The sequence below is a fragment of the Streptomyces sp. NPDC007991 genome (assembly GCF_042958445.1).
In the GTDB taxonomy this organism is placed as follows: domain Bacteria; phylum Actinomycetota; class Actinomycetes; order Streptomycetales; family Streptomycetaceae; genus Streptomyces.
In genome coordinates, this window is record NZ_JBIBJD010000006.1 from 434897 (window position 1) to 458132 (window position 23236).

Here is a 23236-nt window from a genome sequence, read left to right on the forward strand (position 1 = left end):
CGGGCGGAGCACGGTGAGGCAGAACGAAAACGAACGATCCTTCTTTTTGGTGCCCTCTTCGCCTCCCAGGAGATCCCGATGCCCTCCACCAGCCGCCGCCACCTGATCGCGGTCGTCGTCCTCGTGCCCGTCCTGGCGGCCCTGGCGCTATGGGCCTTCGCCTGGCCGGCCGCCCGTACCGCACCGCGCGACCTGCCGCTGGGCGTGGCCGGACCGCCCGCCGCGACGGCCCGGATGGAGCAGCAGCTGAAGCGGCACGAGGGCGCGTTCGAGATCCACCGCTACGCCGACGAGGCCGCCGCCCGGGCCGCCATCGAGGACCGGACCGTCTACGGCTCGGTGGTGGTCACGCCAGAGGGTCCCGAGCTGCTCACCGCGTCCGCCGCGGGGCCGGCCGTCGCCCAGTTCCTCCAGCAGGCCGTGGCGCGGCAGGCGTCCGTCGAGGGCACGCGGATCAGGACGGTCGACGTCGTGGCCACCCCGGCGAGCGATCCGCGCGGCGCGGCACTGAACGCCGCCGTACTGCCGCTCGCCCTGGCCGGTATCGCGGCGGGCTCGGTGGTCACCGCGCTCAGGCTGCGCGGCGTCCGGGCCGTGACCGCGCTGCTCGGCGCGTCCGCCCTGGTGGGCGTGGTGGCGGCCGGGATCGCGCACAGCTGGCTGGGGGTTCTCACGGGCGACTGGTGGGCGGAGGCCGGGGTGCTCGGACTGTCGGCGCTGGCCGTCAGCGGTGCCGTCGCCGGGCTCGCCGCCCTGCTCGGCACCGCCGGCATGGGCATCGCCGGGGCCGTGGTGATGCTGTTCGGCAACCCCTTCTCGGGCGCCCCCTCGGCACCGCAGATGCTGCCGGAGCCGGCCGGTGCGATCGGCCAGTGGCTGCCGCCCGGCGCCGGGACGACGCTGCTGCGCTCGGTGGCGTACTTCGACGGCGCGGCGGCGGCCGGCCCCGCCCTCACCCTGACCTGGTGGGCGGCGCTGGGGCTGGGCGCGGTCCTGCTCGGCGGTGCGCTCAGGACGCGGAAGGAGAGCGGAGAGCCCGCGTCCGACGGACGGAAGCTCGCGACCGTCGGCTGATCCATCGCCCCGGCACAAGAACGACCGTGCACCCTGCCGTAGCGGACGGGGCGCACGGTCTTTTCCGTCATGCGCCCCGGGGCTACGCCGGGTCGGCTCCCCGGTGCTCCGCCGCGATCCCGAACCGCCGGGGTTCGCGAGGAGCGGACGCGACCTCGCGGACCGTGGAGACCGCGCTGACCACCTGCTCCTCCGCGGGCTCCGCGAGCTCCTGGGTTTCGTCGGTTTCGTCGAGTCGCCGCAGGTCATCGGCTGAGACGAGGGCGACGAGGGGCTTGCCGTGCCGGGTGACGACGACGCGTTCGCCGCCGTACACCACGCGGTTGATCAGGTCGGCGAGTTCAGCCCTGGCTTGCGTCACCGGAATCTCGTAGGCCATGCCTCCATCATAACGTCACGTACGTCCTGTACATTTTTTACAGAGACAGCTGTCACCGGAGACGGCTCTGCCCGCGAGGAGGGGTTCGCCATGACCCGACCGTCCGCCCGTTACGTGCTGCCGGAGTTCACCGAACGCACGTCGTCCGGACAACGCACGATGGACCCGTACTCCAAGCTCCTGGAGGGACGGATCGTCTTCCTCGGGGCGCCGGTGGACGAGACCTCGGCCAACGACGTGATGGCCCAGTTCATGCACCTCGAACACCAGGCCCCCGACCGCGACATCTCGCTCTACATCAACTCCCCCGGCGGCACCTTCCACGCCATGACGGCCCTCTACGACACGATGCGGTACGTCGCCTGTGACGTGGAGACGATCTGTCTCGGCCAGGCCGGAGCGGCCGCCTCGGTGCTGCTTGCGGCGGGCACGCCCGGGAAGCGATCCGTGCTGCCGGACGCGCGTCTGGTGATCCATCAGCCCGCGCTGCCCGAGCCGGTCCGCGGGCAGGCCAGCGATCTGGCGATCCAGGCCGACGAGTTGCTGCGGATGCGGACCCGCATGGAAGAGATGCTCGCGTTGCACACCGGCCGCACCCGGGAGCAGGTGAGCGCGGACATCGAGCGCGACAAGATCCTCACCGCCCAGGAGGCGGTGGAATACGGCCTGGTGGACCGGATCGTCCCCCATCGGGGGGCCACCCTGGCGCCGCCGACCGGAGAGTGAGCCGCCGGTGCTCCCGCCCGAACTGCCGCCGCTGCCCGCACTGACCCGCGCCGAGGCGGAGTTGATCGACCGTTACCTGGAGGTCGTCGACCTGCTCGGCCGGATCAACCCCGCCCTGCCCGGCGACACCTACCGCGGACTGCGCGCCGCCCAGGCCCTGGTCGGCAAGGCGACCGCGCTGCGCGACGCACTGACCCTGATGCACCAGCGGGGCGAGACGGAACTGCACGCCGGCACCCTCGGCCGGGCGCTGCGGGTGCTGGACGGCGAGCGGCGCACGGCCCGCGTCACCCTGCCCCCGGAGTCCGTCAGTTGACCTGTTCCGCCGGCCCGGACGCCCGCCGCGCCGGCGAAGCGTCCGGGCCTGAGTCGAAACGGTCCGAACGGCGTACCTCTGTTCGGAGTAGACGCGAGACTTTTTTCCGGGCCCTCACAGTTGCGGAACGCGCGTGACCCGGGGGCGGAATGGGACATTCCATCGCTGGTCCGGCGGTCCGTGGACCTGTGGACGGCGGGTCGAACACAGACGTGTCCACCCGAACGGGCGAGTGGTGAGTAACAACACAAACCCCCGGTTCCATTGGGATTTCCGGACAAGCATGCGTCAAGATCCCTGACTGACGACAAGCCCCCGCCACAGCGGCGGGGCGGTCCGGGCGGACGCCGAGTCCTGCCGCCGCCTGGATGACCGGTCGACAGGAGTGGATCGGCAGGAGTGGAGGACCCAAGCACGACGGGTCGCCGGGACGGTCACGCCATGACCGGGCCCGAGCAGCCCTTGGGGTGAAGCCGCGTCAGCGGCCGGGCAACTTCGCCAGCCCGAATCCGACAGGTCATCCTTCACAGGCGGCTGACGAAGGGTTGCGCATGACTGCGCTCAATCGTGTCCCGTCGCTGATGGTCCGGGCCGGTACGGCCTCGGCCCTCACCATCGCCGCCGTGGGCGGCTCGATCGTGGCCCCCGGCCTCTCCTCCGAGGCGGCGGCAGCCACACCAGCGACCAAGGCGCTCCAGATCGCGGCCTCGAAGAAGGGATCGCCCTACCGGTACGGGGCCACCGGCCCGCACCGGTTCGACTGCTCCGGCCTCACGCTGTACTCGTTCAAGAAGGCGGGCAAGAAGCTGCCCCGCACGGCCGCCCAGCAGTACAACAAGACGCGCCACATCTCCGCCAAGAACCGCAAGGCGGGAGACCTGGTGTTCTTCCACTCGGGCAGCAGCGTGTACCACGTCGGTATCTACGCGGGTAAAAACAAGCTCTGGCACGCCCCGAAGAGCGGTGACGTGGTGCGGTTGCAGAAGCTCTGGACCAAGAGCGTCTGGTACGGGCGCGTGAAGTGATCCGCCCGGCGTGCGGCGGCGCCCCTGACGTGCCGCCGCACGCCGGAGCGTGACACGGCCTTATGTGGTTACCCGTCCCCCATGGCCGAGCACCGTCCCTGCACCGCACGCGGCGAGACCCCGCTCCAACGCGCCGACCGGAACTTCGTCGAGCTGCTCCAGGAGCTCCGGGTCACCCAGACGGGCGTACAGATCCTGTTCGCGTTCCTGTTGTCCCTCGCGTTCACCTCGCGCTTCACGTCCCTCGACACGGTCCAGCGCGTCACGTACGTCATCACACTGCTGCTGGCGGTCCTGGCCGCGGCGCTCTTCACGGCGCCGGCCGCGCTGCACCGCTTGCTCTTCCAGCAGGGCGCCAAGCCGCGCATCGTGCAGGTGTCCTCACGGCTGGCCACCACCGGCCTGGTCGTGCTGGTGTTCGCCTTCAGCGGTTCCGTGCTGCTGGTGGTGGATGTGACGACCGGTCGGGTCGGCGGCATCGCCGCGGGCGCCGCGACGTTCCTGGTCTGTGTCGGCCTGTGGGGGCTGCTCCCCCGGCTGGTGCGGCGGGCGGGCCCGCGCGACGAGACGCAGGGCGGCTCCGGGCGACCGGAAGCCACCGCCGAGGAACCGGCCGCGTCGAGCGCCGCCCGGATCCCCACGCCCCTGCGCGGCACCATCAGGCAGCCCTCAGGGGTTCGAGAAGGAGCAGCACACCGAGAAGTGTCAGCGCGGCACCGGTGATCCCCTCGACGGCCCGCGCGGCACGCGGCTCGCGCAGCCACCGGCCGAGCCGGTCGACCAGCAGCGCCACGGCCGGGAACCACAGCAGGGCGAGGACCACGACGATCAGCGCCAGCAGCAGCGTCCGGGGCAGCGCGGGACTGCCCGCGGGCACGAACTGCGGCAGCAGGCTGAGGAAGGTGATCGGCGCCTTCGGGTTCAGGGCGTTCGTGACGAAGCCCTGCCGCAGGGGACGCGCGGCGGACGAAACGGTTCCGGTGGCTTCGGCGGCCACGGCACCAGTCCGGCGCGCTCCCGTGGCCACGGCACCAGTCCGGCGCGCTCCGGTGGCTTCGGCGGCCGGGACGCGGGGCCTCCGCAGCGACCACAGCGTCCGCGCCCCCAGGTACAGCACATAGCCGCCGCCCATCAGCTGGAGCGCGCGGAACAGCGCGGGCACGGCGGCCAGGACCGCGGCGACCCCGGCCACGGCCAGCGCGGTGTGCAGCAGCAGCCCGCCCGCGACACCGAGGGCGCAGACGATGCCGGCCCGGCGGGAGACCAGGGCGTTGCGCACGACGACGGTGAAGTCGGCGCCCGGCATGGCGACCATGCCCGCGGCCACCCCGGTGAAGGCGATGAGTTGTGCGTCCATACGGCCAGCCTGCCTGGGCCGAGCCTTCAGGTGGTACTTCGATTATCCTGGATCAGCCTTAAGCATCTCTTTGGTCTGCGGAGGTCAGCGGCATGTACGACCCGGCCCGGCTCGCGGCGCTGGTCGCCGTCGCGGAGGCCGGGTCCATCACCCGGGCCGCCGAGCGCCTCGGCTACACCCCGCCCGCGCTCTCCCAGCAACTGGCGAAGCTGGAGCGGGAGGCGGGCGTGGCGCTGCTGGTCCGGCATCATCGCGGGGCGCGGCTGACGGGCGCGGGCGAACTGCTGGTGGCCCGGGCCCGGCGCGTCCTCGACGAGTTGGAGCGGGCCCGTCACGAACTGGCCCGGCTGACCGGTCTGTCGGGCGGCCTGTTGAGGCTCGGCACGTTCCAGACGGCGGGGATCCATCTGCTGCCGCCGGTGCTCAGCGCGTTCCGCCGGGCTCATCCGGATGTGGAGCTGTCCGTCGCCGACTACGAGCCGCCGGCCGGTGTCACAGCCGTGGCCGCCGGCGACATCGACCTGGCCCTGACCCACACGTACGAGCCCGCCGACGCCCTGGTGCTCCCCGCCTCCGTCCGCTTGGAGCCGGTGCTGGTCGAGGAACTGGTTCTGGTGACCGCCCCGGGTCATGCCCTTGCCGACGGCACGTCCAGGCTTGCGTTGACGGAGCTGGCGGGTCAGCCACTGATCAGCATGGCGCCGGAGCATCCGTCCCGGCAGGGTGTGGAGGCGGCGCTGGCGAGGGCCGGGGCCAGCCCGTCGGTCCTGGTCTCGACGCCCGGGTACGCGCTGGTGTGCGCGCTGGTCAGCGCGGGGCTCGGGGTGGGCGTCGTACCGGAGATGGTGGCGCGGACGACGGTCACGCCGGTCGGGGTGCGCGCGCTCGGGGCGGGCGAGCTGCGCCGTACGATCTCCGTCGCCTACCGGGGCGAGGAGGCGGCGCCTGCGGTGGAGGCCTTCCGGGCCTTGTTGCGCGGGGCGTTCGGCCGCGCGCGGCACACGTCACCGACGCGGTGAGCTCACGGCTCCTGCCGCCTGGCCACCGGTACGGGCTGCGCCGGGACGGTCCACGGGAGTTCGACCGAGATGGTCTTGCCGCCCTCGCGGGTGGGGCGGATCCTGAGCCTGCCGCCGCACTCGGCGGTCAGCCAGCGGATGATGACGAGGCCGCGGCCGTTGTCCTGCTGGACGGCGGCGGGCAGGCGTCTGGGGAAGCGCGGATGGCTGTCCGTGACACCGATGCGCAGGTGTTCGTCGCGGTCGAGTGCGAGGTCCACCGTGAAGGTGGGCGACTGTCCGAAGGTGTGCTGGACGGCGTTCGTGGCGAGTTCGGAGATGATGAGCCGGACGGTGTCGGACACTTCCGTGTCCGCAGGCAGGCCCCACTCCGCCAGCGTGTCCACCACGTAGGCGCGCGCCGCGGAGACCGAGGCGGGATCGCTCGGCAGAGTGACGGATGCTTCCAAATGGTCTGCCATGGCGACGTCGTCCCTTTCCGATGGGACCGCAGTCCGACACGGAGCGGAAGGTTCGAGTACGGTCCCGGACTGGTGCTTCGTCGCCAGAGTGCCACCAGAACACCCCTGAAGGGCGGCGATCCACCAAGATATGCATATATCTGTCGCTCAAAGCGGTGAACTCTGCGACGCGAGCCCGTATTTGCGTGGCTCGGAAGGAGTAAGGAGTAGCCCATGCAGCACGGTCCCGCGGTGCGCCGCCGGAAACTGGGCGCCGAACTTCGCGCGCTGCGCACCTCGGCGGGGCTCACCAGTGGTGAGGCGGCCCGGTTGGTGGGGTGGCACCAGTCGAAGGTAAGCCGTATCGAGACGGGCACGAGCGGGGTGAAACCGGCCGATGTGCGGTTACTTCTCGACGCGTACGCCGTGGCGGACAGGCAACTGCGCGAGTTGCTCATGGTGTTGGCGGGGTCCGAGGACAGCGACGGCCGGACCCACTGGTGGCACGCCTACCGCGGGGTGCTGCCGCCGACCTACCGGGACTTCATCAGCCTGGAGTCGCAGGCCGGCGCGATGCGCACGCTGGAGACCACCGTCGTCCCGGGGCTGCTCCAGACGCCCGAGTACGCGCGTGCGGTGACGAAGGCCGCGGTGGAGGGCCTGCCGGAGGACCGGCTCGACACGCTGGTCGAGGTGCGGCTGGCCCGGCAGGACGTGCTGCGCGCGGATCCGCCGCTGGAACTGAGCGCCGTCCTGGACGAGGCGGTGCTGCGGCGGGAGGTGGGCGGGCCCGGGGTCATGTCCCGGCAGCTCGAACGGCTGGTCGAGGCGGCGCGGCTGCCCCAAGTGCGGCTCCAGGTGCTGCCGTTCGCCGCCGGGGCGCACATCGGGGTCACCGGCCCTTTCGTTATCTTCTCATTTTCGAGCACATCTGATCTGGATGTGGTTGTTCTCGACCACTTGACGAGTAGCCTCTACCTCGAACGGAAAGAAGACCTCCAGGCCTACACCGAGGCCTTCAACGCCCTTCAGTTCCACGCCCTTTCGCCCGAGGACTCGTTGGATTTCATCGCCGGGACAGCCGCCGGCGCGTAAGGAGGCACCATGCGTGCACTGCCTCGTCACGTCCCCTCAAGCATCGAACTGCACGGTGTGCGGTGGTTGCGCAGCAGCTACAGCACCGGCGCGAACAACTGCGTCGAGACCGCGTGTCCGGACGTCCCGCCCTGGGCCGGACTGCTCGCCGTGCGGGACTCCAAGGATCCGGCCGGGCCCGCGCTGCTCTTCTCTCCGGGGAGCTGGGCGGAGTTCACGGCCGCGGTCGAGCGCATCTGAGCCGCATCCCGACCACTTCTGATCAGTCCGTCTCTTGATGAGTCCGTCGAGCGACGCACGGCCGTGTCACGCCGACTCATGGCCGCGTCTCGCCGATCAGTCGTACAGCGTGTTCGATCTGTTCCCCGGTCAGGTCCGCGCGGGCGGTCAGCCTGAGCCGTGAGATGCCGTCGGGCACGGAAGGAGGACGGAAACAGCCCACGCCCAGGCCCGCCGCGCGGCACTCTGCCGCCCAGCGCACGGCGTCCTCGGGGGAGGGCGCCCGCACCGAGACCACCGCGGCGTCCGGACGGACCGCTTCCAGACCCGTGGAGGTCAGGCGTGCGTACAACTCGCCCGCCACCGCACGGGCCCGCGCCGCGCGCTCCGGCTCGTGGCGCAGCAGCCGCAGTGCCGACAGGGCCGCCCCCGCCGCCGCGGGGGCGAGACCCGTGTCGAAGATGAACGTCCGTGCCGCGTTGACCAGGTGGTCGATCACCCGGGCCGGGCCGAGGACGGCTCCGCCCTGGCTGCCGAGCGACTTGGACAGCGTGACCGTCACGACGACGTCGTCGGCGCCCGCGAGTCCCGCCGCGTGCGGGGCTCCTCGGCCGCCGTCGCCGAGGACGCCCAGGCCATGGGCGTCGTCGACCACCAGTCCGGCGCCGTGCTCCCGGCACGCCTCGGCGAGCCCGGCGAGCGGGGCCGCGTCGCCGTCGACCGAGAACACCGTGTCGGACACGGTGATCGCCGTGCCCTCGTGGGTGCGCAGCGCCTTGCGCACGGCCTCCGGCTCGGCGTGCGCCACCACCTGGGTCGTGCCGCGGGCCAGTCGGCAGCCGTCGATGAGCGAGGCGTGGTTGCCCGCGTCGGAGACGACGAGGGAGCCGTGCGGGGCCAGCGCGGTGACCGCCGCGAGGTTGGCCGCGTAGCCGGAGGAGAAGACGAGGGCCGCCTCGGCACCGCAGAAATCGGCCAGTTCCTGTTCGAGTTCGGCGTGCAGTGCGGTGCTGCCGGTCACCAGTCGCGAGCCGGTCGAGCCGCCGCCCCAGAGCCGTGCGGCCCGGGCCGCGCCCTCAGTGACCTCGGGATGGCGGGCCAGTCCCAGGTAGTCGTTGCTCGCCAGGTCGAGGAGCGGTGAAACGGCCGGACGGGGGCGCAGAGTCCGTACGAGTCCGGCGCTCCGGCGCAGCCGCGCCTGCTCGTCGATCCAGCCGAACGCCATGGGGGATCCTCCGGGGGATTTGTAGGCAGTGAACAGACACTAGCGGGACCTCCAGCAGGTCACTGTGTGGCAATACCCACACCTCCAAGCGACTCTGTTGTACGAAGTCTCCTTGGCCCCGGGCGCCTCCGTAGGACAGGATCGGCTCCCATGGACCTGCTGAACACGCTGGTGGACAAGGGGCTTCGGCGCGAGCTGCCGACCCGCGACGAGGCGCTGGCCGTCCTCGCGACGTCCGACGACGACCTGCTCGATGTGGTGGCCGCGGCCGGGAAGGTGCGCCGGCACTGGTTCGGCCGGCGGGTGAAACTCAACTATCTCGTCAACCTCAAGTCCGGCCTGTGTCCCGAGGACTGCTCCTACTGTTCGCAGCGGCTCGGCTCCGAGGCCGGGATCCTGAAGTACACCTGGCTCAAACCCGACCAGGCCTCCGACGCGGCGGCGGCCGGGGTGGCCGGGGGCGCCAAGCGGGTGTGCCTGGTGGCCAGCGGGCGGGGTCCGACGGACCGGGACGTGGACCGGGTCTCCGAGACGATCAGGGCGATCAAGGAGAACAACGAGGGCGTCGAGGTGTGCGCCTGCCTCGGGCTGCTCTCCGACGGGCAGGCCGAGCGCCTGCGCGAGGCCGGTGCCGACGCCTACAACCACAACCTCAACACGTCCGAGGCGACGTACGGGGAGATCACCACCACGCACACCTACGCCGACCGCGTGGACACCGTCGAGAAGGCCCACGCGGCGGGGCTGTCCGCCTGCTCCGGGCTGATCGCCGGCATGGGCGAGACGGACGGGGACCTGGTCGACGTCGTCTACTCGCTGCGCGAACTGGACCCGGACTCGGTCCCGGTCAACTTCCTGATCCCGGTCGAGGGCACCCCGCTCGCCAAGGAGTGGAACCTCACCCCGCAGCGCTGTCTGAGGATCCTGGCCATGGTGCGTTTCGTGTGCCCGGACGTCGAGGTGCGCATCGCGGGCGGCCGGGAGGTCCATCTGCGCTCGATGCAGCCGCTCGCCCTGCACCTGGCCAACTCGATCTTCCTCGGCGACTACCTCACCACCGAGGGCCAGGCGGGCAAGGCCGACCTGGAGATGATCGCGGACGCCGGGTTCGAGGTGGAGGGCACCGACCAGGTGACACTGCCGGAGCACCGCGCGGCCGGGGGCTGCCACGACGGCGGCGGAGGCTGTGGTTCCGAGGGGGGCGGCGGCGTCTGCGGTTCCACCTCTGCTCCGGAAGCCGCCGAGCCCCGTACAGCCGCCGGTCCCCGTACCGACCTGGTCGCCGTCCGCCGGCGGGGCGCCGGAACGGACCTCGCGCCCAATGCCTGAGCTGACGGTGCCCGAGCTGCTGGAGCTTGACCGGCGGCACGTGTGGCATCCGTACGGTCCGATGCCCGGCCGGCAGGAGCCGCTCGTCGTGGAGTCGGCGAGCGGGGTCAGACTGCGGCTCGCCGACGGCTCGGGAGAGCTGGTCGACGGCATGGCGTCCTGGTGGTCGGCGATCCACGGCTACAACCACCCGGTGCTGAACGAGGCGGCGCGCGGGCAGCTGGAGCGGATGAGCCACGTGATGTTCGGCGGGCTCACCCACGAGCCCGCCGTACGACTGACGAAGCTCCTTGTCGACATGTCACCCGAGGGCCTGGAGCATGTGTTCCTGGCCGACTCCGGGTCCGTGTCGGTCGAGGTCGCGGTCAAGATGTGCCTGCAGTACTGGCGCTCGCTGGGCCGTCCCGGCAAGCAGCGGCTGCTGACCTGGCGCGGCGGCTACCACGGCGACACCTGGCAGCCGATGTCGGTGTGCGATCCCGAAGGCGGGATGCACGAGCTGTGGACCGGGGTGCTGCCGCGTCAGGTGTTCGTCGGTCCGCCTCCGGCCGCGTACGAGGAGGCGTACGCCGAGGAGCTGCGCGCGGCGATCGAGCGACATGCCGACGAGCTGGCCGCAGTGATCGTGGAGCCGGTGGTGCAGGGAGCGGGCGGGATGCGGTTCCACTCCCCCGCCTATCTGCGGGTGCTGCGCGAGGCGTGCGACGCGCACGATGTGCTGCTGGTGTTCGACGAGATCGCGACCGGCTTCGGCCGTACGGGCGCGCTGTTCGCGGCGGAGCACGCGGCCGTGACGCCGGACGTGATGTGCGTGGGCAAGGCGCTGACCGGCGGCTACCTGACCATGGCGGCGACACTGTGCACCCCGCGGGTGGCCGACGGCATCGCGCGCGGCGAGGTGCCCGTGCTCGCGCACGGGCCGACCTTCATGGGCAATCCGCTGGCGGCGGCCGTGGCCTGCGCCTCGATCGAGCTGCTGCTCGGCCAGGACTGGCGCACGGAGGTCAAGCGGATCGAGACGGGACTGCGGGACGGGCTCGCGGAGGCCGCGGACCTGCCGGGCGTGCGGGACGTGCGGGTCCTCGGCGCCATCGGCGTCGTCCAGCTCGACCACGAGGTGGACATGAAGGCGGCCACTCGGGCGGCCGTGCGCGAGGGCGTGTGGCTGCGGCCGTTCCGCGATCTGATCTACACCATGCCGCCGTACGTCACGGGCGACGCCGACCTGGCGCGGATCGCGCGGGCGGTGGGCGCGGCGGCGCGGGAGGGATGACATGCCGGTACTGGTGATCACGGGCACGGGCACGGAGGTCGGCAAGACGGTGGTGACCGCCGCGGTGGCCGCGACGGCGCTGGCGGCCGGCCGTTCGGTGGCCGTGCTGAAGGCCGCCCAGACGGGCGTACGGCCGGACGAGCCGGGGGACGCCGCCGAGGTCGAGCGGCTCGCGGGTGCCGTGACGACGGCTGAACTCGCCCGCTATCCGGAGCCGTTGGCGCCCGCCACGGCCGCCCGTCGGGCCGGCCGCGCCCCCGTGCACCCGCGGGAGGTCGCGGAGGCCGCCGCCAAGCTGGCCACCGAGCACGATCTGGTGCTGGTCGAGGGCGCGGGCGGACTGCTCGTACGGTTCGACCCGGCCGGCGGCACCCTGGCGGACGCGGCCCGGCTGCTGTCGGCGCCGGTGCTGGTCGTGGCGTCGGCGGGGCTCGGCACCCTCAACACGACGGAGCTGACGGCGCGTGAGCTGCGCTCCCGGGGACTGCATCCGGCGGGGATCGTGATCGGGAGCTGGCCCGCCGCGCCGGATCTCGCCTCGCGCTGCAATCTCGCGGACCTGCCGGACGTGGCCGGGGCGCCGCTGCTGGGCTGCCTTCCCGCCGGGTCGGGGGCCCTCTCCCCCGCCGCCTTCCGGACGGCCGCGCCCGACTGGCTGGCGCCGCGCCTGGACGGTACGTGGGACGCGGAGGCGTTCCAGGTGCGTCAGGCGCCCCCGGCGTTCTGAGCGTTGCGGCGGGCGCGCGGTGAAACCGGCGCGGACGTGATCGCGTGTTGGACTACGTACGTGATCACCTCCGAAGGGAACACCGTGTACACCACACACCCACGCCCGTCCCGCCGCACGGCTCTCGTGCTGGGCGCCGCCGCCGCTCTCTCGCTGGGCGGCGGCGCGGCCCACGCCTTACCCGGCACAGGCGGCGTCACGGCACGGCTGAGGAACCTGGAGCGGGAGCACACCGCCCGGCTCGGCGTGTACGCCCGCAACGTGCGCACCGGCCGGACGGTGGCGTACCGGGCCGACGAACGCTTCCCGATGGCCTCGGTGTTCAAGACGCTCGCCGCCGCGGCCGTGCTGCGCGACCTCGACCGCGACGGCGAGTTCCTGGCCCGGCGCGTCCACTACACCCAGGAGTACGTGACGAAGTCGGGCTACTCCCCCATCACCAAGGACAACGTCGCGACCGGCATGACCGTCGGCGAACTGTGCGACGCCACCATTCGCTTCAGCGACAACACCGCGGGCAATCTGCTCCTGGAGGAGCTGGGCGGGCCGACCGCCATCACGCGCTTCTGCCGCTCGGTCGGTGACGAGGTCACCCGGCTCGACCGGTGGGAGCCCGAGCTCAACAGCGCGGAACCGTGGCGCACGACCGACACGACCACTCCGCGCGCGATCGGCCTGACCTACGCCCGTCTCGTGATCGGCGACGCGCTGGAGCCGCGGGACCGCGCCCGGCTCACGGACTGGCTGCTGCGGAACACCACGAGCGACGACAGGTTCCGCAAGGGCCTGCCCGCCGACTGGCTGGTCGCCGACAAGACCGGCGGCGGACGGTACGGCGGCTCCAACGACGTGGGCCTCACCTGGCCGCCGGACGGGCCGCCGATCGTGATGTCCGTCCTGACCACCCAGCCGGAGGAGGACGCCCCGGCCGACGACGCGCTGGTGGCGAAGACGGCCGCGTTGCTGGCGGCGGAACTCGGCTAGGCCCTGTCGTCACCTTCCCGTCGTCCGCCCGAAGGGCGGCCCCCGCGGCGTCAAGGTGCGCGCTCTCGGCGTGCCGGGCGCAGGCCCGCGTACTGGTTGTACGTGGGGCTGTGCCCGGTGCGGCCCTGCACTCCGCCGTGCCCAACGGTGTCGGGCGTCTCGGGAGCCTCCTGGAGGGCCCGGGACGAGAGCGCGGCCCTGCTCGGGGCCCGGATCGCGGATGACCCGGCCGGCCGGCTCCTGGTGGTCGGCGACCTCAACGGCACGGTGCGGGACCGGGGGCTCGGTCCACTCAGCTCCCGGCTCGACGCGCCGGCCTCGGGGGTCGCGTTCAGCCGGCCGGGCGCCCTGCCGGTGGCGAGGATCCACCAGGTGCTGGGGCGGGGCGCCGAGGTGACGGAGGTGTCGGCTCTGGACGCGACGGGGAGTGACCACCGGCCGGTGCTGGGCCGCGTACTCCTGCTGTAGGCGGTTCACAGCAGGGGTGCGCCGGGCCCGTCCGGGGGACAATCCCGATACGGCCCGCCTCGTCTGGGAGGTCTCCATGCCGCTTCGGTCCGCCCGCTCCGGCACGGTGTCACGGGATGCCGTGCACCATCCTCTGTTCGCCCGTTTCTACGCCCGGATCAGTGTCACCGCCGAGACACGGATGGGCATGGGCAGAGTGCGCGAGAGACTGCTCGGCGGGCTGTCCGGGCGGGTGATCGAGATCGGCGCGGGCAACGGGCTGAACTTCGCGCACTACCCGGGCACCGTCTCGGAGGTCGTGGCCATCGAGCCGGAGCGGCGGCTGCGGCAGCTGGCCGTGGAGGCCGCCCTGCGCGCGGAGGTGCCGGTGGACGTGGTGCCGGGTGCGGCCGAGGCGCTGCCGGTCAAGAGCGAGGGCTTCGACGCGGCGGTGGTGTCGCTGGTGCTGTGCAGCGTGCGGGACGTGCCCCGGGCGCTCGGGGAGCTCCGGCGGGTGCTGCGGCCGGGCGGGGAGGTGCGGTTCTTCGAGCACGGCCGGGGCGGCGGCCCGGTGATGACCTTCAGCCAGCGCGCCCTGGACCGGACGGTGTGGCCGCTGCTGAACGGGGGCTGCCACCTCGCGCGGGAGCCGGTGCGGGCGCTGCGGGACGCCGGGTTCGAGCTCGGCCCCTACCGGCAGGTGCTGATGCCGGAGGAGGGGCCGGCGCTGCCCACCTCGTTCTGCGTGCTGGGCACGGCGTGGCGCCCGGTCACGACTTAGTCACAGGCTCCACTGGCGCAGTTCCTGCTCGATGTCCCGCACGGACGCCTCGCCGCTCTTGACGAGCCGAGCGAGGTCGCGGACCTGCTCGGGTGAGGTGACGACCTTGGCACCGCTGGCGACGAGGTACGCGTAGGCGACGGCGGAGGCGAACAGGGCGTTGGAGCGTTCCAGCGCAGGAACGTGGATCAGGAGCTGGAGCAGCGCGGCGGCGCGGGCGTGCGGGCTGTCGTAGACCGGGACGTCGAAGATGGCGGCCTGGTGGCGTGCGACGGCGGCGACGAGGGCTCCCCAGTCGGTGACCTGGGGGTCTCCCGGGGTCTTGTGCTCGGCGAGCATCAGCAGCCAGGCGAGGTCGATCTCGAGGTTGTTCAAGGGTTCAGCGGCGACCTTCGCGCGTACCTTCACCGTCTGCGCCGAACTCCTCGGCGAAGACGGACTCGTACTGCTTCATGAAGTCGGCGGCGGCCTCCACGAACGTGTGGCCCACCTCGCCGGTGTCCTGTCTGACCAGTTCCTCGATGTAGCGGTTGACGCTCATGCCGCGGGCCAGGGCGCGCTCGCGGGCGGCTCGGGCGGTGCCCTCGTCGACTCGCACGTTCAGCTGGGTCTTCGCCATACCCCGAAGCTAGCGCGAGAGCGCTAGCACCGGCAAGGGCGGGACTCCGACCCGAGGAGGATGCCCAGTGTGGGCCGCGTCACATTACCCTCGGGCACGATGGCGAAAACCGGCGTCCACCCCGAGGAGGCGGCCTTGTCCACACCTGCTGCGGAGCACGCCCCCGGCCTCGCGCCGGCCGACGGGATCGCGGCCCGGGCCCGCGGTCTGACCAAGGCGTACGGCTCGGGCGAGACGACCGTGCTCGCGCTCGACGCGGTGGACGTCGACATCGTCCGCGGCCGGTTCACCGCGGTGATGGGGCCGTCGGGATCCGGGAAGTCCACGCTGATGCACTGCCTGGCGGGGCTCGACACCGTCTCGGCCGGCCAGGTCTGGCTCGGCGACACGGAGATCACGGGTCTGCGGGAGCGCGACCTGACGCGGCTGCGCCGCGACCGGATCGGGTTCATGTTCCAGTCGTTCAACCTCATCCCGACGCTGAACGCGCTGGAGAACATCACCCTGCCCATGGACATCGCGGGCAAGAAGCCCGACGAGACGTGGCTGGACCAGGTGATCGACACCCTCGGCCTGCGGGACCGGCTCAGGCACCGGCCGTCGCAGCTCTCCGGCGGCCAGCAGCAGCGGGTGGCGTGCGCGCGGGCGCTGGCCTCCCGGCCCGAGCTGATCTTCGCGGACGAGCCGACCGGCAACCTCGACTCGCGCGCCGGCCTGGAGGTGCTCGGCTTCCTGCGCGAGGCGGTGGACCTGCTCGGGCAGACCGTCGTCATGGTCACCCATGACCCGGGCGCCGCCGCCCATTCCGACCTGGTGCTCTTCCTCGGAGACGGCCGGATCGTCGACGAGATGCGGCGCCCGACGGCTCAGACCGTACTGGAGCGCATGAAGCGGTTCGACGTGATCCGGACCCGCTTCGACGACACCCCGGCGTCACCCGAGGAGAACTGATCCCGTGCTCAAGGCGACCCTGAGGAGCTTCCTGGCGCACAAGGGGCGGCTGCTGCTCTCGGCACTCGCCGTCCTGCTGTCCGTCGCGTTCGTGACGGGCAGCCTGATCTTCTCGGACACCGTCAGCCAGACCTTCGACCGGCTGTTCGCCTCCACCGCGGCCGATGTCACCGTCAGCCCGAAGAAGGACCTCGACGAGGCCGTGCCCTCCGGCCGGACGGCCACCCTGCCGGCCGCGCTCGCCGCGCGCGTACGGCAGGTCGACGGGGTCGCGGCAGCCCGCGCCGAGGTCGACGTGAACGGCCTCACCGTCGTCGACGAGGACAACGAGCCGGTCGGCCCGACCACCGGCGCTCCCACGCTCGGCACCGCCTGGAACCCGAACGAGCGCAGCCCCGTGGAACTGACCTCGGGTCACGCCCCGCACGGCGACGGGCAGGCGCTGCTCGACTCGGAGACCGCCGGCCGCAAGGACGTGGCGATCGGCGACACCCTCACCGTGATCGCACCGCCCGGGTCGTTCAGGGTCCGGGTCGTCGGCATCGCCACGTTCACGACCACCAACCCGGGCGCCGCACTGGTCTTCCTCGACCCCCGCACGGCGCAGACGAAACTGCTGGCCAGCACGCGGGCCGCCACCAGCATCTCGGTCGACGCCGCCGACGGTGTCAGCGACGAGCAGCTCAAGCGGCGCGTGGCCGCCGCGCTCGGCGCCCACACCTACGACTTCCGGACCGCCGACGAGCAGGCCGAGTCGGACGTCGAGCAGCTGGGCGGATTCCTCGACGTCATCAAGTACGTGATGGTCGGCTTCGCCGGGGTCGCCGTGCTGGTGGGGGTGTTCCTGATCGTCAACACCTTCTCCATGCTGATCGCCCAGCGCACCCGCGAGCTGGGGCTGCTGCGGGCGCTCGGCGCCGAACGGCGCCAGGTCCGCCGCTCGGTGCTCACCGAGGCCCTCCTGCTCGGTCTGGTCGGCTCCACGCTGGGGCTCGCCGCCGGCGTGGGGCTCGCGGCCGGGCTCATCGAGCTGATGGGTCTGCTCGGCATGAACATCGACGCGGGCGAGATGGTCATCGGCTGGGTGACGCCCGTGACGGCGTACGTCGTGGGTCTCGGGGTCACCTTCGTCGCCGCGTACCTGCCGGCGCGGCGGGCCGCCGGGGTGTCGCCGATGGCCGCGCTCTCGGACGCCGAGGTCGCCGGGGTGGGCCGGCCGCTGCGGGTGCGAGCGGCGGCGGGCGCGGTCGTCGGGGCGGCCGGTGCGGCGGCGCTCGTGGGGTGCGTGGTGGCGCAGAGGACGTCGTCGGCGGCGTCCCTGCTGGGACTCGGTGTCGTGCTCACCCTGATCGCGACCGTGATCGCGGGGCCGCTGCTGGTGCGCCCGGTGATCCGCGTCCTCGGCGGGGCCTTCCCCGCCCTGTTCGGGTCGATCGGCCGGATGAGCCAGCGCAACGCCCTGCGCAATCCCCGCCGTACCGGGGCCACCGCCGCCGCGCTCATGGTGGGTCTCGCCCTGGTCGGCGGGATGTCGGTGGCGAGCGCCTCGATGACCGCCTCGTTCGACCAGCAGATCGACAAGACGCTGGGCGCCGACTTCGTGATCCAGAACACCAACTTCCTGCCCTTCCCGAAGGAGGTCACCGACCAGGTACGCGGCACCGAGGGCGCGGGACTCGTCGTGCGGGGGCGGTTCACACCGGTCGCGGTGCGGCTCCCGGACGGCGACCGCGTGGAGACGACCGCCGCGGGCTACGATCCGCGGCTCGACGAGGTCGCCAACATCACGTACGTCCGAGGGGACTCGGCAACCGCGCTGGCCGACGGGCGCCTCGCCATGGACCGGGACTTCGCGCGCGACCACGACGTGCGGGTGGGCAGCGCTCTCCCGGTGGAGTTCCCGGGCGGGCGCAGGGCCGAGCTGACCGTCGGCGCCCTCACCGACCAGGACTCCGCCGAGGGGTTCGGCACGCAGGGCGGGCTCTACTTCGGTCTCGCCACGCTGGAGCGCTACGCGCCGGGCGGGCAGGACTCCGCGCTGTACGTCAACGCCGCCTCCGGCACGAGCGACGACGCCCTGCGCGCGCACCTGGAGCGGACCCTGGACCCCTATCCCCAGGTGCAGGTGCGGGACCTGGCCGACTACAAGCAGCTGGTGCACGACCAGATCGCCGTCCTGCTGTACCTCGTGTACGCGCTGCTGGGGCTGGCGATCATCATCGCGGTGCTCGGCGTGGTCAACACCCTCGCCCTGTCGGTCGTCGAGCGCACCAGGGAGATCGGGCTGCTGCGGGCGATCGGGCTGGCGCGGCGGCAGCTGCGGCGGATGATCCGGCTGGAGTCGGTGGTGATCGCCGTGTTCGGGGCCGTCCTGGGGCTCGCGCTGGGGCTGGTGTGGGGCGTGTGCACCCACGAGGTGCTGGCCCTCCAGGGCATGACGGCCCTCGCGATCCCGTGGACCACGGTCGTCGCGGTGGTGATCGGCTCGGCGGTGGTGGGGGTCGTGGCGGCGCTGCTTCCGGCGCTGCGCGCCTCCCGCATGAACGTACTGGCGGCCATCGCGCACGAGTGATGGAATCGCGACGGGTCCTCAAGTCGCTTCCATGTGAGGAGAGTTCATGTCGCGTCCGTTCCGTTTCGGGGTGAATCTACTCGAACCGGCGTCCGCCGGGGAGTGGCGCGCCAAGTGCCGCCGGGCCGAGGAGCTCGGGTACGACGTGATCCTCGTCCCCGACCATCTGGGCATGCCGGCGCCCTTCCCGGCGCTGGTGGCGGCGGCCGAGGCCACCGAGCGGCCGAGGCTCGGCACCTTCACGCTCAACGCGGGCTTCTGGAACCCGGCGCTGCTGGCCCGCGAGGTGGCCACGACGGACGCGCTGACGGGCGGCCGTCTGGAGCTCGGGCTCGGCACCGGCTACGTACGGGCGGAGCACGAGAGCGCCGGGCTGCCGTTCGGCTCGCCGGGCGAGCGGGTGGACCATCTGCGGCACACGGTCGAGGAGCTGAAGCGGCTGCTGGGCTCGGACGAGCACCGGCCGCAGGCGGCGCAGCGGCCCCGGGTGCCCTTGCTGATCGGCGGCAACGGCGACCGGATGCTGCGGCTGGGCGCCGAGCACGCCGACATCGCCGCGTTCACCGGGGCACGTTCGGTGCCGGGCAGCGCCACCGGGCAGTTGACGCCGATCACCGCGGACGAGCTCGACGAACGCGTGGCGCGGTTCCTGGAGTTCGCGGAGGATTACCGCGAGGAGCCGCCCGAGCTGAATCTGCTGCTCCAGATGGTGCTCGGCACCGAGGACCGCGAGGCCGCTGTCCAGCCGTTCCTCGAACACGTCCCGGGCATGACGGTGGATCAGGTCCTGGAGCTCCCGGTCTCCTTGATCGGCACCCTGGACGAGATCACCGAGCAGGTCCTGGCCCGGCGCGAGCGCTACGGCTTCACGTATCTGACGGTTCTGGAGCCCTACATGGAGGCGTTCGCGCCGGTCATGGAACGGGTGCGCGGGGCCTGACGTCCGGATTCTGAAATGGTGCGCCCGAGAGCGGCGGCGCGTGATGTGGTCATGGCATGACCGAGCTGCGCATCCGGGCGGCGACGCCCGAGGACCTGGACACCGTGCTGGCCTTCTGGAAGGTGGCCGCCGAGGGCACGAGCATCAGCGACGACCGCGGGGGCGTGGAGCGGCTGGTCGCGCGCGACCCCGAGGCCCTGATCCTCGCGGAGCGGGGTGGCGAGTTGGCGGGCACGGTGATCGCGGGGTTCGACGGCTGGCGCTGCCACCTCTACCGGCTGGCCGTGCATCCGGACCACCGCCGCCAGGGCATCGCCTCCGCGCTGCTCGCCGCGGCCGAGGAGCGGTTCGTCACGCTCGGCGGGCGGCGCGCGGACGCGATGGTGCTCACGCGCAACGAGACCGCGCACCAGGCGTGGGGAGCCGCCGGGTACGGGCCCGAGGAGCGGTGGCGCCGCTGGGTGAAGCCCCTCGTCGGCTGACGCCGGGTGAAACCCCTCACCGGCCGAGGAGTCCTGCCACGAGCCGGTGGGCGTAGGCGGTACCGAGTCCGTCCGGGCGGAACAGGATGCGGTACATCAGGGGCGCGACGACCTGGTCGACGACCGTCTCGACACCGGGCGCCGGTTCCCCCCGCCCGGACGCGCGCCGGAGGATGACGTCGATCTGCTCGGCGGCGTAGGCGGAGCACTGGCCGGCGTTGCCGCCGTCCGGGTCGCCGAGGAGGGCGTCGCGGATGTAGGCGCGGCCGGCGGGGGAGGACATCTCGTCGAGGAACTGCTCGGCCCAGGCCGTCAGGTCGGAGGCCAGGCCGCCGTGGTCGGGCGGTTCGGTGTCGGGCCGCAGCCGCTCGACCGCCACGTCCGACAGCAGCACCTGAAGGTCTCCCCAGCGGCGGTAGATCGTCGACGGCGTCACGCCCGCGCGCTGGGCGACCATCGGCACGGTCAGGGCGTCCCGGCCGACCTCCGAGGCGAGTTCGCGCACGGCGCTGTGCACCGCTGCCTGGACCCGCGCACTGCGCCCGCCGGGGCGCACCATCTGCCTGCTCACGGAACCCACCTTAAAGCGAACCGATTGCTTCTAGCACGGTGCTGCCAGGGCCGCGAGGGTGCCTGTGGGCCGGGTCTGTTCGCTTGCGTGTCCGACCCGCAGCAGCAGGTTCTCCCCGAGCGGCGGCCCGAGGAGCTGCATGCCGATGGGCAGGCCCGCCGTGTCGTGGCCGACCGGGACGGACAGGGAGGGCAGGCCGGTGATGTTGGCCGGGGCCGAGAGCCGTACATAGGCGTCGGAGACGCCCTCGACGGTGCCGTCGGCCCAGGTGACCGTCTCCTGACCGGCCGGGACGGCGGTCATCGGCACGGTGGGGGCGGCGACCAGGTCGACCTCCCGCAGCAACGTCGCCCATTCCTGCCGCATGAGGGTGCGCGAGCGCTGGGCACGCAGGTAGTCCCCGGCGGGCATCAGCTCTCCGGCTTCCAGGAGGATCCGGACGTCGGCCTGGTAGAGCTCGGGGACCGTGCGCAGGCTGCTCTCGTGGTAGGCGGTGGCCTCGGGCACCATCAGGCCCCACTGGGTGGCCTTGATGTACCGGGTCATGGGGATGTCGACGTCGACGAGGCGGGCACCGAGCGCCTGGAGCCGGCCGGTCGCGCTCCGGACGGCGGCTGCCACCTCCGGGTCGACGTGGTCGAAGTAGTAGGTGCGCGGCACCCCGATCCGCAGTCCGGTCAGGTCCGTGTCCGGGCCCGGCCGGTAGTGCGCCGGGGGTGCGCTCAGCGAGGCGGGGTCGCGGGGGTCGTGGCCGGCCAGGGCCGCGAGGACCAGGGCCGCGTCCTCGGCGGTGCGGGTGATCGGGCCGACGTGGTCCAGGGACCAGGACAGGGATGTGACGCCGTGGCGCGGGACGAGTCCGTAGGTCGGTTTGAGGCCGACCACCCCGTTCAGCGCGGCGGGCACCCGGATGGATCCGCCGGTGTCGGTGCCCAGGGCGAAGGTGGCGGCGCCCACGGCGACGGCGACGGACGACCCGCCGCTGGAGCCGCCCGCGACCCGGCCGGGGTCCCAGGCGTTGTGGGTCTGCGGGGTGGTCAGCCCGTAGGCGAACTCGTGCGTGTGGGTCTTGCCGAGCAGGACCGCTCCGGCGGCCGACAGGCGTGCGGCGACGGTGCTGTCGGTCTGCGCGCGGTGGTCGGACCGCACCCGGGAACTGGCCGAGGTGGGCGTACCGGCGACGTCGATCAGGTCCTTCAGGCCCATCGGGATGCCGTGCAGCGGACCGCGGTGACGGCCCGCCGCGATGTCGTTCTCGGCACGGCGCGCGGCCCGGCGCGCGCCCTCGGCGTCGACGGTGACATAGGCCCGGAGTCGCGGCTGCACCTGCTCGATGCGTTCCAGCACGGAGTCGGCCAGCTCGACGGGGGACAGCCGGCGTGCCCCGATCGCGTCGGCGGCGGCAGCGAGGGTCAGTTCATACGGCTGCATCGTGCGCCTCCTTCGCGGCTGTCACGCGGTAGGCCGGGGCGGGCGGGGTGTCGCCGAAGTCCAGTTCCCTGAGGACCGCCACGACGGAATGGATGTGGTCGGCGGTGGCCGCGACCGCCGCGTGCCGGCCGGCGGGCAGGACGAGCCCCGCGCGGTGGGCCCAGCGGGCCGCTTCGGGCGGCGTGAGGGCGGGGTCGGGTACGGGACCAGGCGTGGGGCTCGGCATGGGGCTCCCCCTTAAAGGCTAACTGTTTGCGTTAGTGGACCCTAGGGCCTACCGTCGGCTTAACGCAAACAGATTGCGTTAAGCGCCCGAGGAGGACCCTTGACGACACCCGCCGCCTGGACCGTGGGCGACCTCACCGTCCACCGCATCGACGAGATCCCGCTGCCACCGGCCACCGGAGCCTGGCTGCTGCCCGACGCCACCCCCGACGTGGTCGCCGGGCAGGACTGGCTGCGCCCCCACTTCGCCGACGAGGAAGGCGTCCTGCGCGCCGACAGCCACAGCTTCGCCTTCACCGCCGGCGATCTGCGCGTCCTGGTGGACACCGGCATCGGCAACGGCAAGGAGCGGGCCAATCCCGCCTGGCACGACCTGGACACCGATTACCTTCAGCGCCTCACCGCAGCCGGCTTCCCCCCGGACTCCGTCGACCTGGTGATCCTCACCCACCTGCACGCCGACCACGTCGGCTGGAACACCCGGGCGGTGAACGGCGCGTGGGTGCCCACCTTCCCGAACGCCCGCTACCTCACCTCCCGCACCGAGCGGGAGTTCTGGGCCGGGTACGCCATGGACGAGCCGCGCCGGCAGATGTTCCGCGACTCGGTGATCCCGGTGGAGGAGGCGGGGCTGCTCGACCTCCTCGACGTCCCCGCCGAGGGCCTCGACGTCGCCCCGGGGCTGCGCCTGATCCCGACACCCGGGCACACCCCCGGCCATGTCGCCGTCGAGCTGGCCAGCCGCGGACGGACGGCACTGATCACCGGCGACTGCGTCCACCACCCCGTCCAGCTCGCCCACCCCGGTATCGGCGCCTGCGTCGACATCGACCCCGGGCTTTCTCAGAGCACGCGCCGCGAGCTGCTCGGCGCACTCGCCGGCACCGACACCCTCGTCCTGGGCACCCACTTCCCCCCGCCCACCGCCGGCCGCGTCGTCGCGCACGAGGGCGCGTACCGGCTCGCCCCCGTGCCCGCCGATCCCCGCTGAGACCCCCGCCGCAGGACTTTGCTGATCCTTTACCCTTG

At 72.5% G+C, this 23236-nt stretch carries 28 protein-coding genes and 1 riboswitch; of the genes, 19 read left to right on the top strand and 9 right to left on the bottom strand.

Annotation, left to right across the window (positions count from 1 at the left end; translation table 11 throughout):
- Window positions 1–78 precede the first annotated feature (78 nt).
- Window positions 79–1074: an ABC transporter permease gene (locus tag ACFZDA_RS19580; RefSeq protein ID WP_391082714.1), complete on the top strand. Its 996-nt coding sequence runs from the start codon at window positions 79–81 to the stop codon at window positions 1072–1074.
- 82 nt (window positions 1075–1156) lie between these two features.
- On the opposite strand, the gene ACFZDA_RS19585 is transcribed toward ACFZDA_RS19580, so the two are convergent.
- Complete coding sequence (locus ACFZDA_RS19585; RefSeq protein WP_391082718.1) at window positions 1157–1453, bottom strand: type II toxin-antitoxin system prevent-host-death family antitoxin; 297 nt, start codon at window positions 1451–1453, stop codon at window positions 1157–1159.
- A gap of 90 nt (window positions 1454–1543) precedes the next feature.
- On the opposite strand from ACFZDA_RS19585, the gene ACFZDA_RS19590 reads away from it, so the two are divergent.
- From ACFZDA_RS19590 to ACFZDA_RS19605, 4 genes are all read left to right on the top strand, one after another.
- The gene (locus ACFZDA_RS19590; RefSeq protein WP_391082719.1) at window positions 1544–2179 is read left to right on the top strand and encodes an ATP-dependent Clp protease proteolytic subunit; all 636 of its coding nucleotides are present in this window, start codon (window positions 1544–1546) and stop codon (window positions 2177–2179) included.
- Between the two features lie 7 nt (window positions 2180–2186).
- Entirely contained in the window at window positions 2187–2495 is a 309-nt protein-coding gene (locus ACFZDA_RS19595; protein ID WP_010041092.1) for a hypothetical protein, read from the top strand.
- Between the two features lie 335 nt (window positions 2496–2830).
- Window positions 2831–3043: riboswitch (cyclic di-AMP (ydaO/yuaA leader) on the top strand.
- 3 nt (window positions 3044–3046) lie between these two features.
- On the top strand, window positions 3047–3520 hold the full coding sequence (locus ACFZDA_RS19600; protein ID WP_391082723.1) for an NlpC/P60 family protein: 474 nt from the start codon (window positions 3047–3049) through the stop codon (window positions 3518–3520).
- A gap of 81 nt (window positions 3521–3601) precedes the next feature.
- Window positions 3602–4243 (top strand): DUF6328 family protein, encoded by a 642-nt coding sequence (locus ACFZDA_RS19605; protein ID WP_391082725.1) that lies wholly within the window; start codon window positions 3602–3604, stop codon window positions 4241–4243.
- Here the strand turns inward: ACFZDA_RS19605 and ACFZDA_RS19610 are convergent.
- A complete protein-coding gene (locus tag ACFZDA_RS19610; protein ID WP_391082727.1) occupies window positions 4179–4877 on the bottom strand; it encodes a LysE family transporter in 699 nt (232 codons plus the stop codon). The two genes, ACFZDA_RS19605 and ACFZDA_RS19610, sit on opposite strands and share 65 nt — an antisense overlap.
- Before the next feature lie 92 nt (window positions 4878–4969).
- Here ACFZDA_RS19610 and ACFZDA_RS19615 point away from each other — a divergent pair, with 92 nt between their 5' ends.
- Window positions 4970–5896 carry a LysR substrate-binding domain-containing protein gene (locus ACFZDA_RS19615; RefSeq protein WP_391082730.1) on the top strand — a complete coding sequence of 309 codons (927 nt, stop codon included), beginning with the start codon at window positions 4970–4972 and terminating at the stop codon, window positions 5894–5896.
- A gap of 2 nt (window positions 5897–5898) precedes the next feature.
- On the opposite strand, the gene ACFZDA_RS19620 is transcribed toward ACFZDA_RS19615, so the two are convergent.
- Window positions 5899–6357, bottom strand: coding sequence for an ATP-binding protein (locus tag ACFZDA_RS19620; RefSeq protein WP_391082733.1), 459 nt, complete (start codon window positions 6355–6357; stop codon window positions 5899–5901).
- A 213-nt stretch (window positions 6358–6570) separates the two neighbouring features.
- Here ACFZDA_RS19620 and ACFZDA_RS19625 point away from each other — a divergent pair, with 213 nt between their 5' ends.
- Both ACFZDA_RS19625 and ACFZDA_RS19630 read left to right on the top strand, forming a co-directional pair.
- The gene (locus ACFZDA_RS19625) at window positions 6571–7431 is read left to right on the top strand and encodes a Scr1 family TA system antitoxin-like transcriptional regulator (RefSeq protein ID WP_391082736.1); all 861 of its coding nucleotides are present in this window, start codon (window positions 6571–6573) and stop codon (window positions 7429–7431) included.
- A gap of 9 nt (window positions 7432–7440) precedes the next feature.
- On the top strand, window positions 7441–7671 hold the full coding sequence (locus ACFZDA_RS19630) for a DUF397 domain-containing protein (protein ID WP_391082738.1): 231 nt from the start codon (window positions 7441–7443) through the stop codon (window positions 7669–7671).
- A gap of 76 nt (window positions 7672–7747) precedes the next feature.
- Here ACFZDA_RS19630 and ACFZDA_RS19635 read toward each other — a convergent pair whose 3' ends face one another.
- Window positions 7748–8875, bottom strand: coding sequence for an aminotransferase class I/II-fold pyridoxal phosphate-dependent enzyme (locus ACFZDA_RS19635; RefSeq protein ID WP_391082741.1), 1128 nt, complete (start codon window positions 8873–8875; stop codon window positions 7748–7750).
- A gap of 150 nt (window positions 8876–9025) precedes the next feature.
- On the opposite strand from ACFZDA_RS19635, the gene bioB reads away from it, so the two are divergent.
- From bioB to ACFZDA_RS19665, 6 genes are all read left to right on the top strand, one after another.
- Entirely contained in the window at window positions 9026–10204 is a 1179-nt protein-coding gene (gene bioB, locus ACFZDA_RS19640) for a biotin synthase BioB (protein WP_391082744.1), read from the top strand.
- Window positions 10197–11477 carry an adenosylmethionine--8-amino-7-oxononanoate transaminase gene (locus ACFZDA_RS19645; RefSeq protein ID WP_391082747.1) on the top strand — a complete coding sequence of 427 codons (1281 nt, stop codon included), beginning with the start codon at window positions 10197–10199 and terminating at the stop codon, window positions 11475–11477. The genes bioB and ACFZDA_RS19645 overlap by 8 nt, the downstream gene beginning before the upstream one ends.
- A gap of 1 nt (window position 11478) precedes the next feature.
- Complete coding sequence (bioD, locus tag ACFZDA_RS19650; RefSeq protein WP_391082751.1) at window positions 11479–12204, top strand: dethiobiotin synthase; 726 nt, start codon at window positions 11479–11481, stop codon at window positions 12202–12204.
- Window positions 12205–12288: 84 nt separating this feature from the next.
- Window positions 12289–13188: a class A beta-lactamase gene (gene bla / locus ACFZDA_RS19655; RefSeq protein ID WP_391082754.1), complete on the top strand. Its 900-nt coding sequence runs from the start codon at window positions 12289–12291 to the stop codon at window positions 13186–13188.
- 147 nt (window positions 13189–13335) lie between these two features.
- A complete protein-coding gene (locus ACFZDA_RS19660; RefSeq protein WP_391082757.1) occupies window positions 13336–13656 on the top strand; it encodes a hypothetical protein in 321 nt (106 codons plus the stop codon).
- 76 nt (window positions 13657–13732) lie between these two features.
- Window positions 13733–14416 (top strand): methyltransferase domain-containing protein, encoded by a 684-nt coding sequence (locus ACFZDA_RS19665; RefSeq protein ID WP_391082760.1) that lies wholly within the window; start codon window positions 13733–13735, stop codon window positions 14414–14416.
- On the opposite strand, the gene ACFZDA_RS19670 is transcribed toward ACFZDA_RS19665, so the two are convergent.
- Window positions 14417–14791, bottom strand: a complete 375-nt coding sequence (locus tag ACFZDA_RS19670; protein WP_086560029.1) for a fic family toxin-antitoxin system, toxin component — start codon at window positions 14789–14791, stop codon at window positions 14417–14419.
- A 4-nt stretch (window positions 14792–14795) separates the two neighbouring features.
- Window positions 14796–15035: a toxin-antitoxin system HicB family antitoxin gene (locus tag ACFZDA_RS19675; protein ID WP_391082764.1), complete on the bottom strand. Its 240-nt coding sequence runs from the start codon at window positions 15033–15035 to the stop codon at window positions 14796–14798.
- A gap of 135 nt (window positions 15036–15170) precedes the next feature.
- Between ACFZDA_RS19675 and ACFZDA_RS19680 the strand changes: the two genes are divergently transcribed.
- From ACFZDA_RS19680 to ACFZDA_RS19695, 4 genes are read left to right on the top strand one after another with little or no spacing between them, the layout of a single operon-like run.
- Window positions 15171–15986, top strand: coding sequence for an ATP-binding cassette domain-containing protein (locus ACFZDA_RS19680; protein ID WP_391083256.1), 816 nt, complete (start codon window positions 15171–15173; stop codon window positions 15984–15986).
- Between the two features lie 4 nt (window positions 15987–15990).
- A complete protein-coding gene (locus ACFZDA_RS19685) occupies window positions 15991–18558 on the top strand; it encodes an FtsX-like permease family protein (protein WP_391082766.1) in 2568 nt (855 codons plus the stop codon).
- Window positions 18559–18604: 46 nt separating this feature from the next.
- Window positions 18605–19498 (top strand): TIGR03621 family F420-dependent LLM class oxidoreductase, encoded by an 894-nt coding sequence (locus tag ACFZDA_RS19690; protein ID WP_391082769.1) that lies wholly within the window; start codon window positions 18605–18607, stop codon window positions 19496–19498.
- 56 nt (window positions 19499–19554) lie between these two features.
- On the top strand, window positions 19555–19980 hold the full coding sequence (locus ACFZDA_RS19695) for a GNAT family N-acetyltransferase (protein ID WP_391082772.1): 426 nt from the start codon (window positions 19555–19557) through the stop codon (window positions 19978–19980).
- A gap of 16 nt (window positions 19981–19996) precedes the next feature.
- Here ACFZDA_RS19695 and ACFZDA_RS19700 read toward each other — a convergent pair whose 3' ends face one another.
- Genes ACFZDA_RS19700 through ACFZDA_RS19710 form a run of 3 tightly spaced genes read right to left on the bottom strand, consistent with a single transcriptional unit; the run spans window position 19997 to window position 22208 of the window.
- The gene (locus tag ACFZDA_RS19700) at window positions 19997–20539 is read right to left on the bottom strand and encodes a TetR/AcrR family transcriptional regulator C-terminal ligand-binding domain-containing protein (protein ID WP_391083259.1); all 543 of its coding nucleotides are present in this window, start codon (window positions 20537–20539) and stop codon (window positions 19997–19999) included.
- Between the two features lie 42 nt (window positions 20540–20581).
- On the bottom strand, window positions 20582–21982 hold the full coding sequence (locus ACFZDA_RS19705; RefSeq protein ID WP_391082775.1) for an amidase family protein: 1401 nt from the start codon (window positions 21980–21982) through the stop codon (window positions 20582–20584).
- Entirely contained in the window at window positions 21969–22208 is a 240-nt protein-coding gene (locus tag ACFZDA_RS19710) for a hypothetical protein (RefSeq protein WP_391082778.1), read from the bottom strand. The genes ACFZDA_RS19705 and ACFZDA_RS19710 overlap by 14 nt, the downstream gene beginning before the upstream one ends.
- A 99-nt stretch (window positions 22209–22307) precedes the next feature.
- Between ACFZDA_RS19710 and ACFZDA_RS19715 the strand changes: the two genes are divergently transcribed.
- Complete coding sequence (locus ACFZDA_RS19715; RefSeq protein WP_391082781.1) at window positions 22308–23198, top strand: MBL fold metallo-hydrolase; 891 nt, start codon at window positions 22308–22310, stop codon at window positions 23196–23198.
- The last annotated feature ends 38 nt before the right edge of the window (window positions 23199–23236 follow it).

Coding starts and splice junctions, on each gene's coding strand:
- ACFZDA_RS19710 (WP_391082778.1), bottom strand. CDS start 22,208: ATGCCGAGCCCCACGCCTGGTCCCGTACCCGACCCCGCCCTCACGCCG.
- bioB (WP_391082744.1), top strand. CDS start 9,026: ATGGACCTGCTGAACACGCTGGTGGACAAGGGGCTTCGGCGCGAGCTG.
- ACFZDA_RS19610 (WP_391082727.1), bottom strand. CDS start 4,877: ATGGACGCACAACTCATCGCCTTCACCGGGGTGGCCGCGGGCATGGTC.
- ACFZDA_RS19675 (WP_391082764.1), bottom strand. CDS start 15,035: ATGGCGAAGACCCAGCTGAACGTGCGAGTCGACGAGGGCACCGCCCGA.
- ACFZDA_RS19590 (WP_391082719.1), top strand. CDS start 1,544: ATGACCCGACCGTCCGCCCGTTACGTGCTGCCGGAGTTCACCGAACGC.
- ACFZDA_RS19605 (WP_391082725.1), top strand. CDS start 3,602: ATGGCCGAGCACCGTCCCTGCACCGCACGCGGCGAGACCCCGCTCCAA.
- ACFZDA_RS19700 (WP_391083259.1), bottom strand. CDS start 20,539: ATGGTGCGCCCCGGCGGGCGCAGTGCGCGGGTCCAGGCAGCGGTGCAC.
- ACFZDA_RS19705 (WP_391082775.1), bottom strand. CDS start 21,982: ATGCAGCCGTATGAACTGACCCTCGCTGCCGCCGCCGACGCGATCGGG.
- ACFZDA_RS19695 (WP_391082772.1), top strand. CDS start 19,555: ATGACCGAGCTGCGCATCCGGGCGGCGACGCCCGAGGACCTGGACACC.
- bioD (WP_391082751.1), top strand. CDS start 11,479: ATGCCGGTACTGGTGATCACGGGCACGGGCACGGAGGTCGGCAAGACG.
- ACFZDA_RS19690 (WP_391082769.1), top strand. CDS start 18,605: ATGTCGCGTCCGTTCCGTTTCGGGGTGAATCTACTCGAACCGGCGTCC.
- ACFZDA_RS19615 (WP_391082730.1), top strand. CDS start 4,970: ATGTACGACCCGGCCCGGCTCGCGGCGCTGGTCGCCGTCGCGGAGGCC.
- ACFZDA_RS19630 (WP_391082738.1), top strand. CDS start 7,441: ATGCGTGCACTGCCTCGTCACGTCCCCTCAAGCATCGAACTGCACGGT.
- ACFZDA_RS19585 (WP_391082718.1), bottom strand. CDS start 1,453: ATGGCCTACGAGATTCCGGTGACGCAAGCCAGGGCTGAACTCGCCGAC.
- ACFZDA_RS19620 (WP_391082733.1), bottom strand. CDS start 6,357: ATGGCAGACCATTTGGAAGCATCCGTCACTCTGCCGAGCGATCCCGCC.
- ACFZDA_RS19625 (WP_391082736.1), top strand. CDS start 6,571: ATGCAGCACGGTCCCGCGGTGCGCCGCCGGAAACTGGGCGCCGAACTT.
- ACFZDA_RS19645 (WP_391082747.1), top strand. CDS start 10,197: ATGCCTGAGCTGACGGTGCCCGAGCTGCTGGAGCTTGACCGGCGGCAC.
- ACFZDA_RS19635 (WP_391082741.1), bottom strand. CDS start 8,875: ATGGCGTTCGGCTGGATCGACGAGCAGGCGCGGCTGCGCCGGAGCGCC.
- ACFZDA_RS19580 (WP_391082714.1), top strand. CDS start 79: ATGCCCTCCACCAGCCGCCGCCACCTGATCGCGGTCGTCGTCCTCGTG.
- ACFZDA_RS19600 (WP_391082723.1), top strand. CDS start 3,047: ATGACTGCGCTCAATCGTGTCCCGTCGCTGATGGTCCGGGCCGGTACG.
- ACFZDA_RS19665 (WP_391082760.1), top strand. CDS start 13,733: ATGCCGCTTCGGTCCGCCCGCTCCGGCACGGTGTCACGGGATGCCGTG.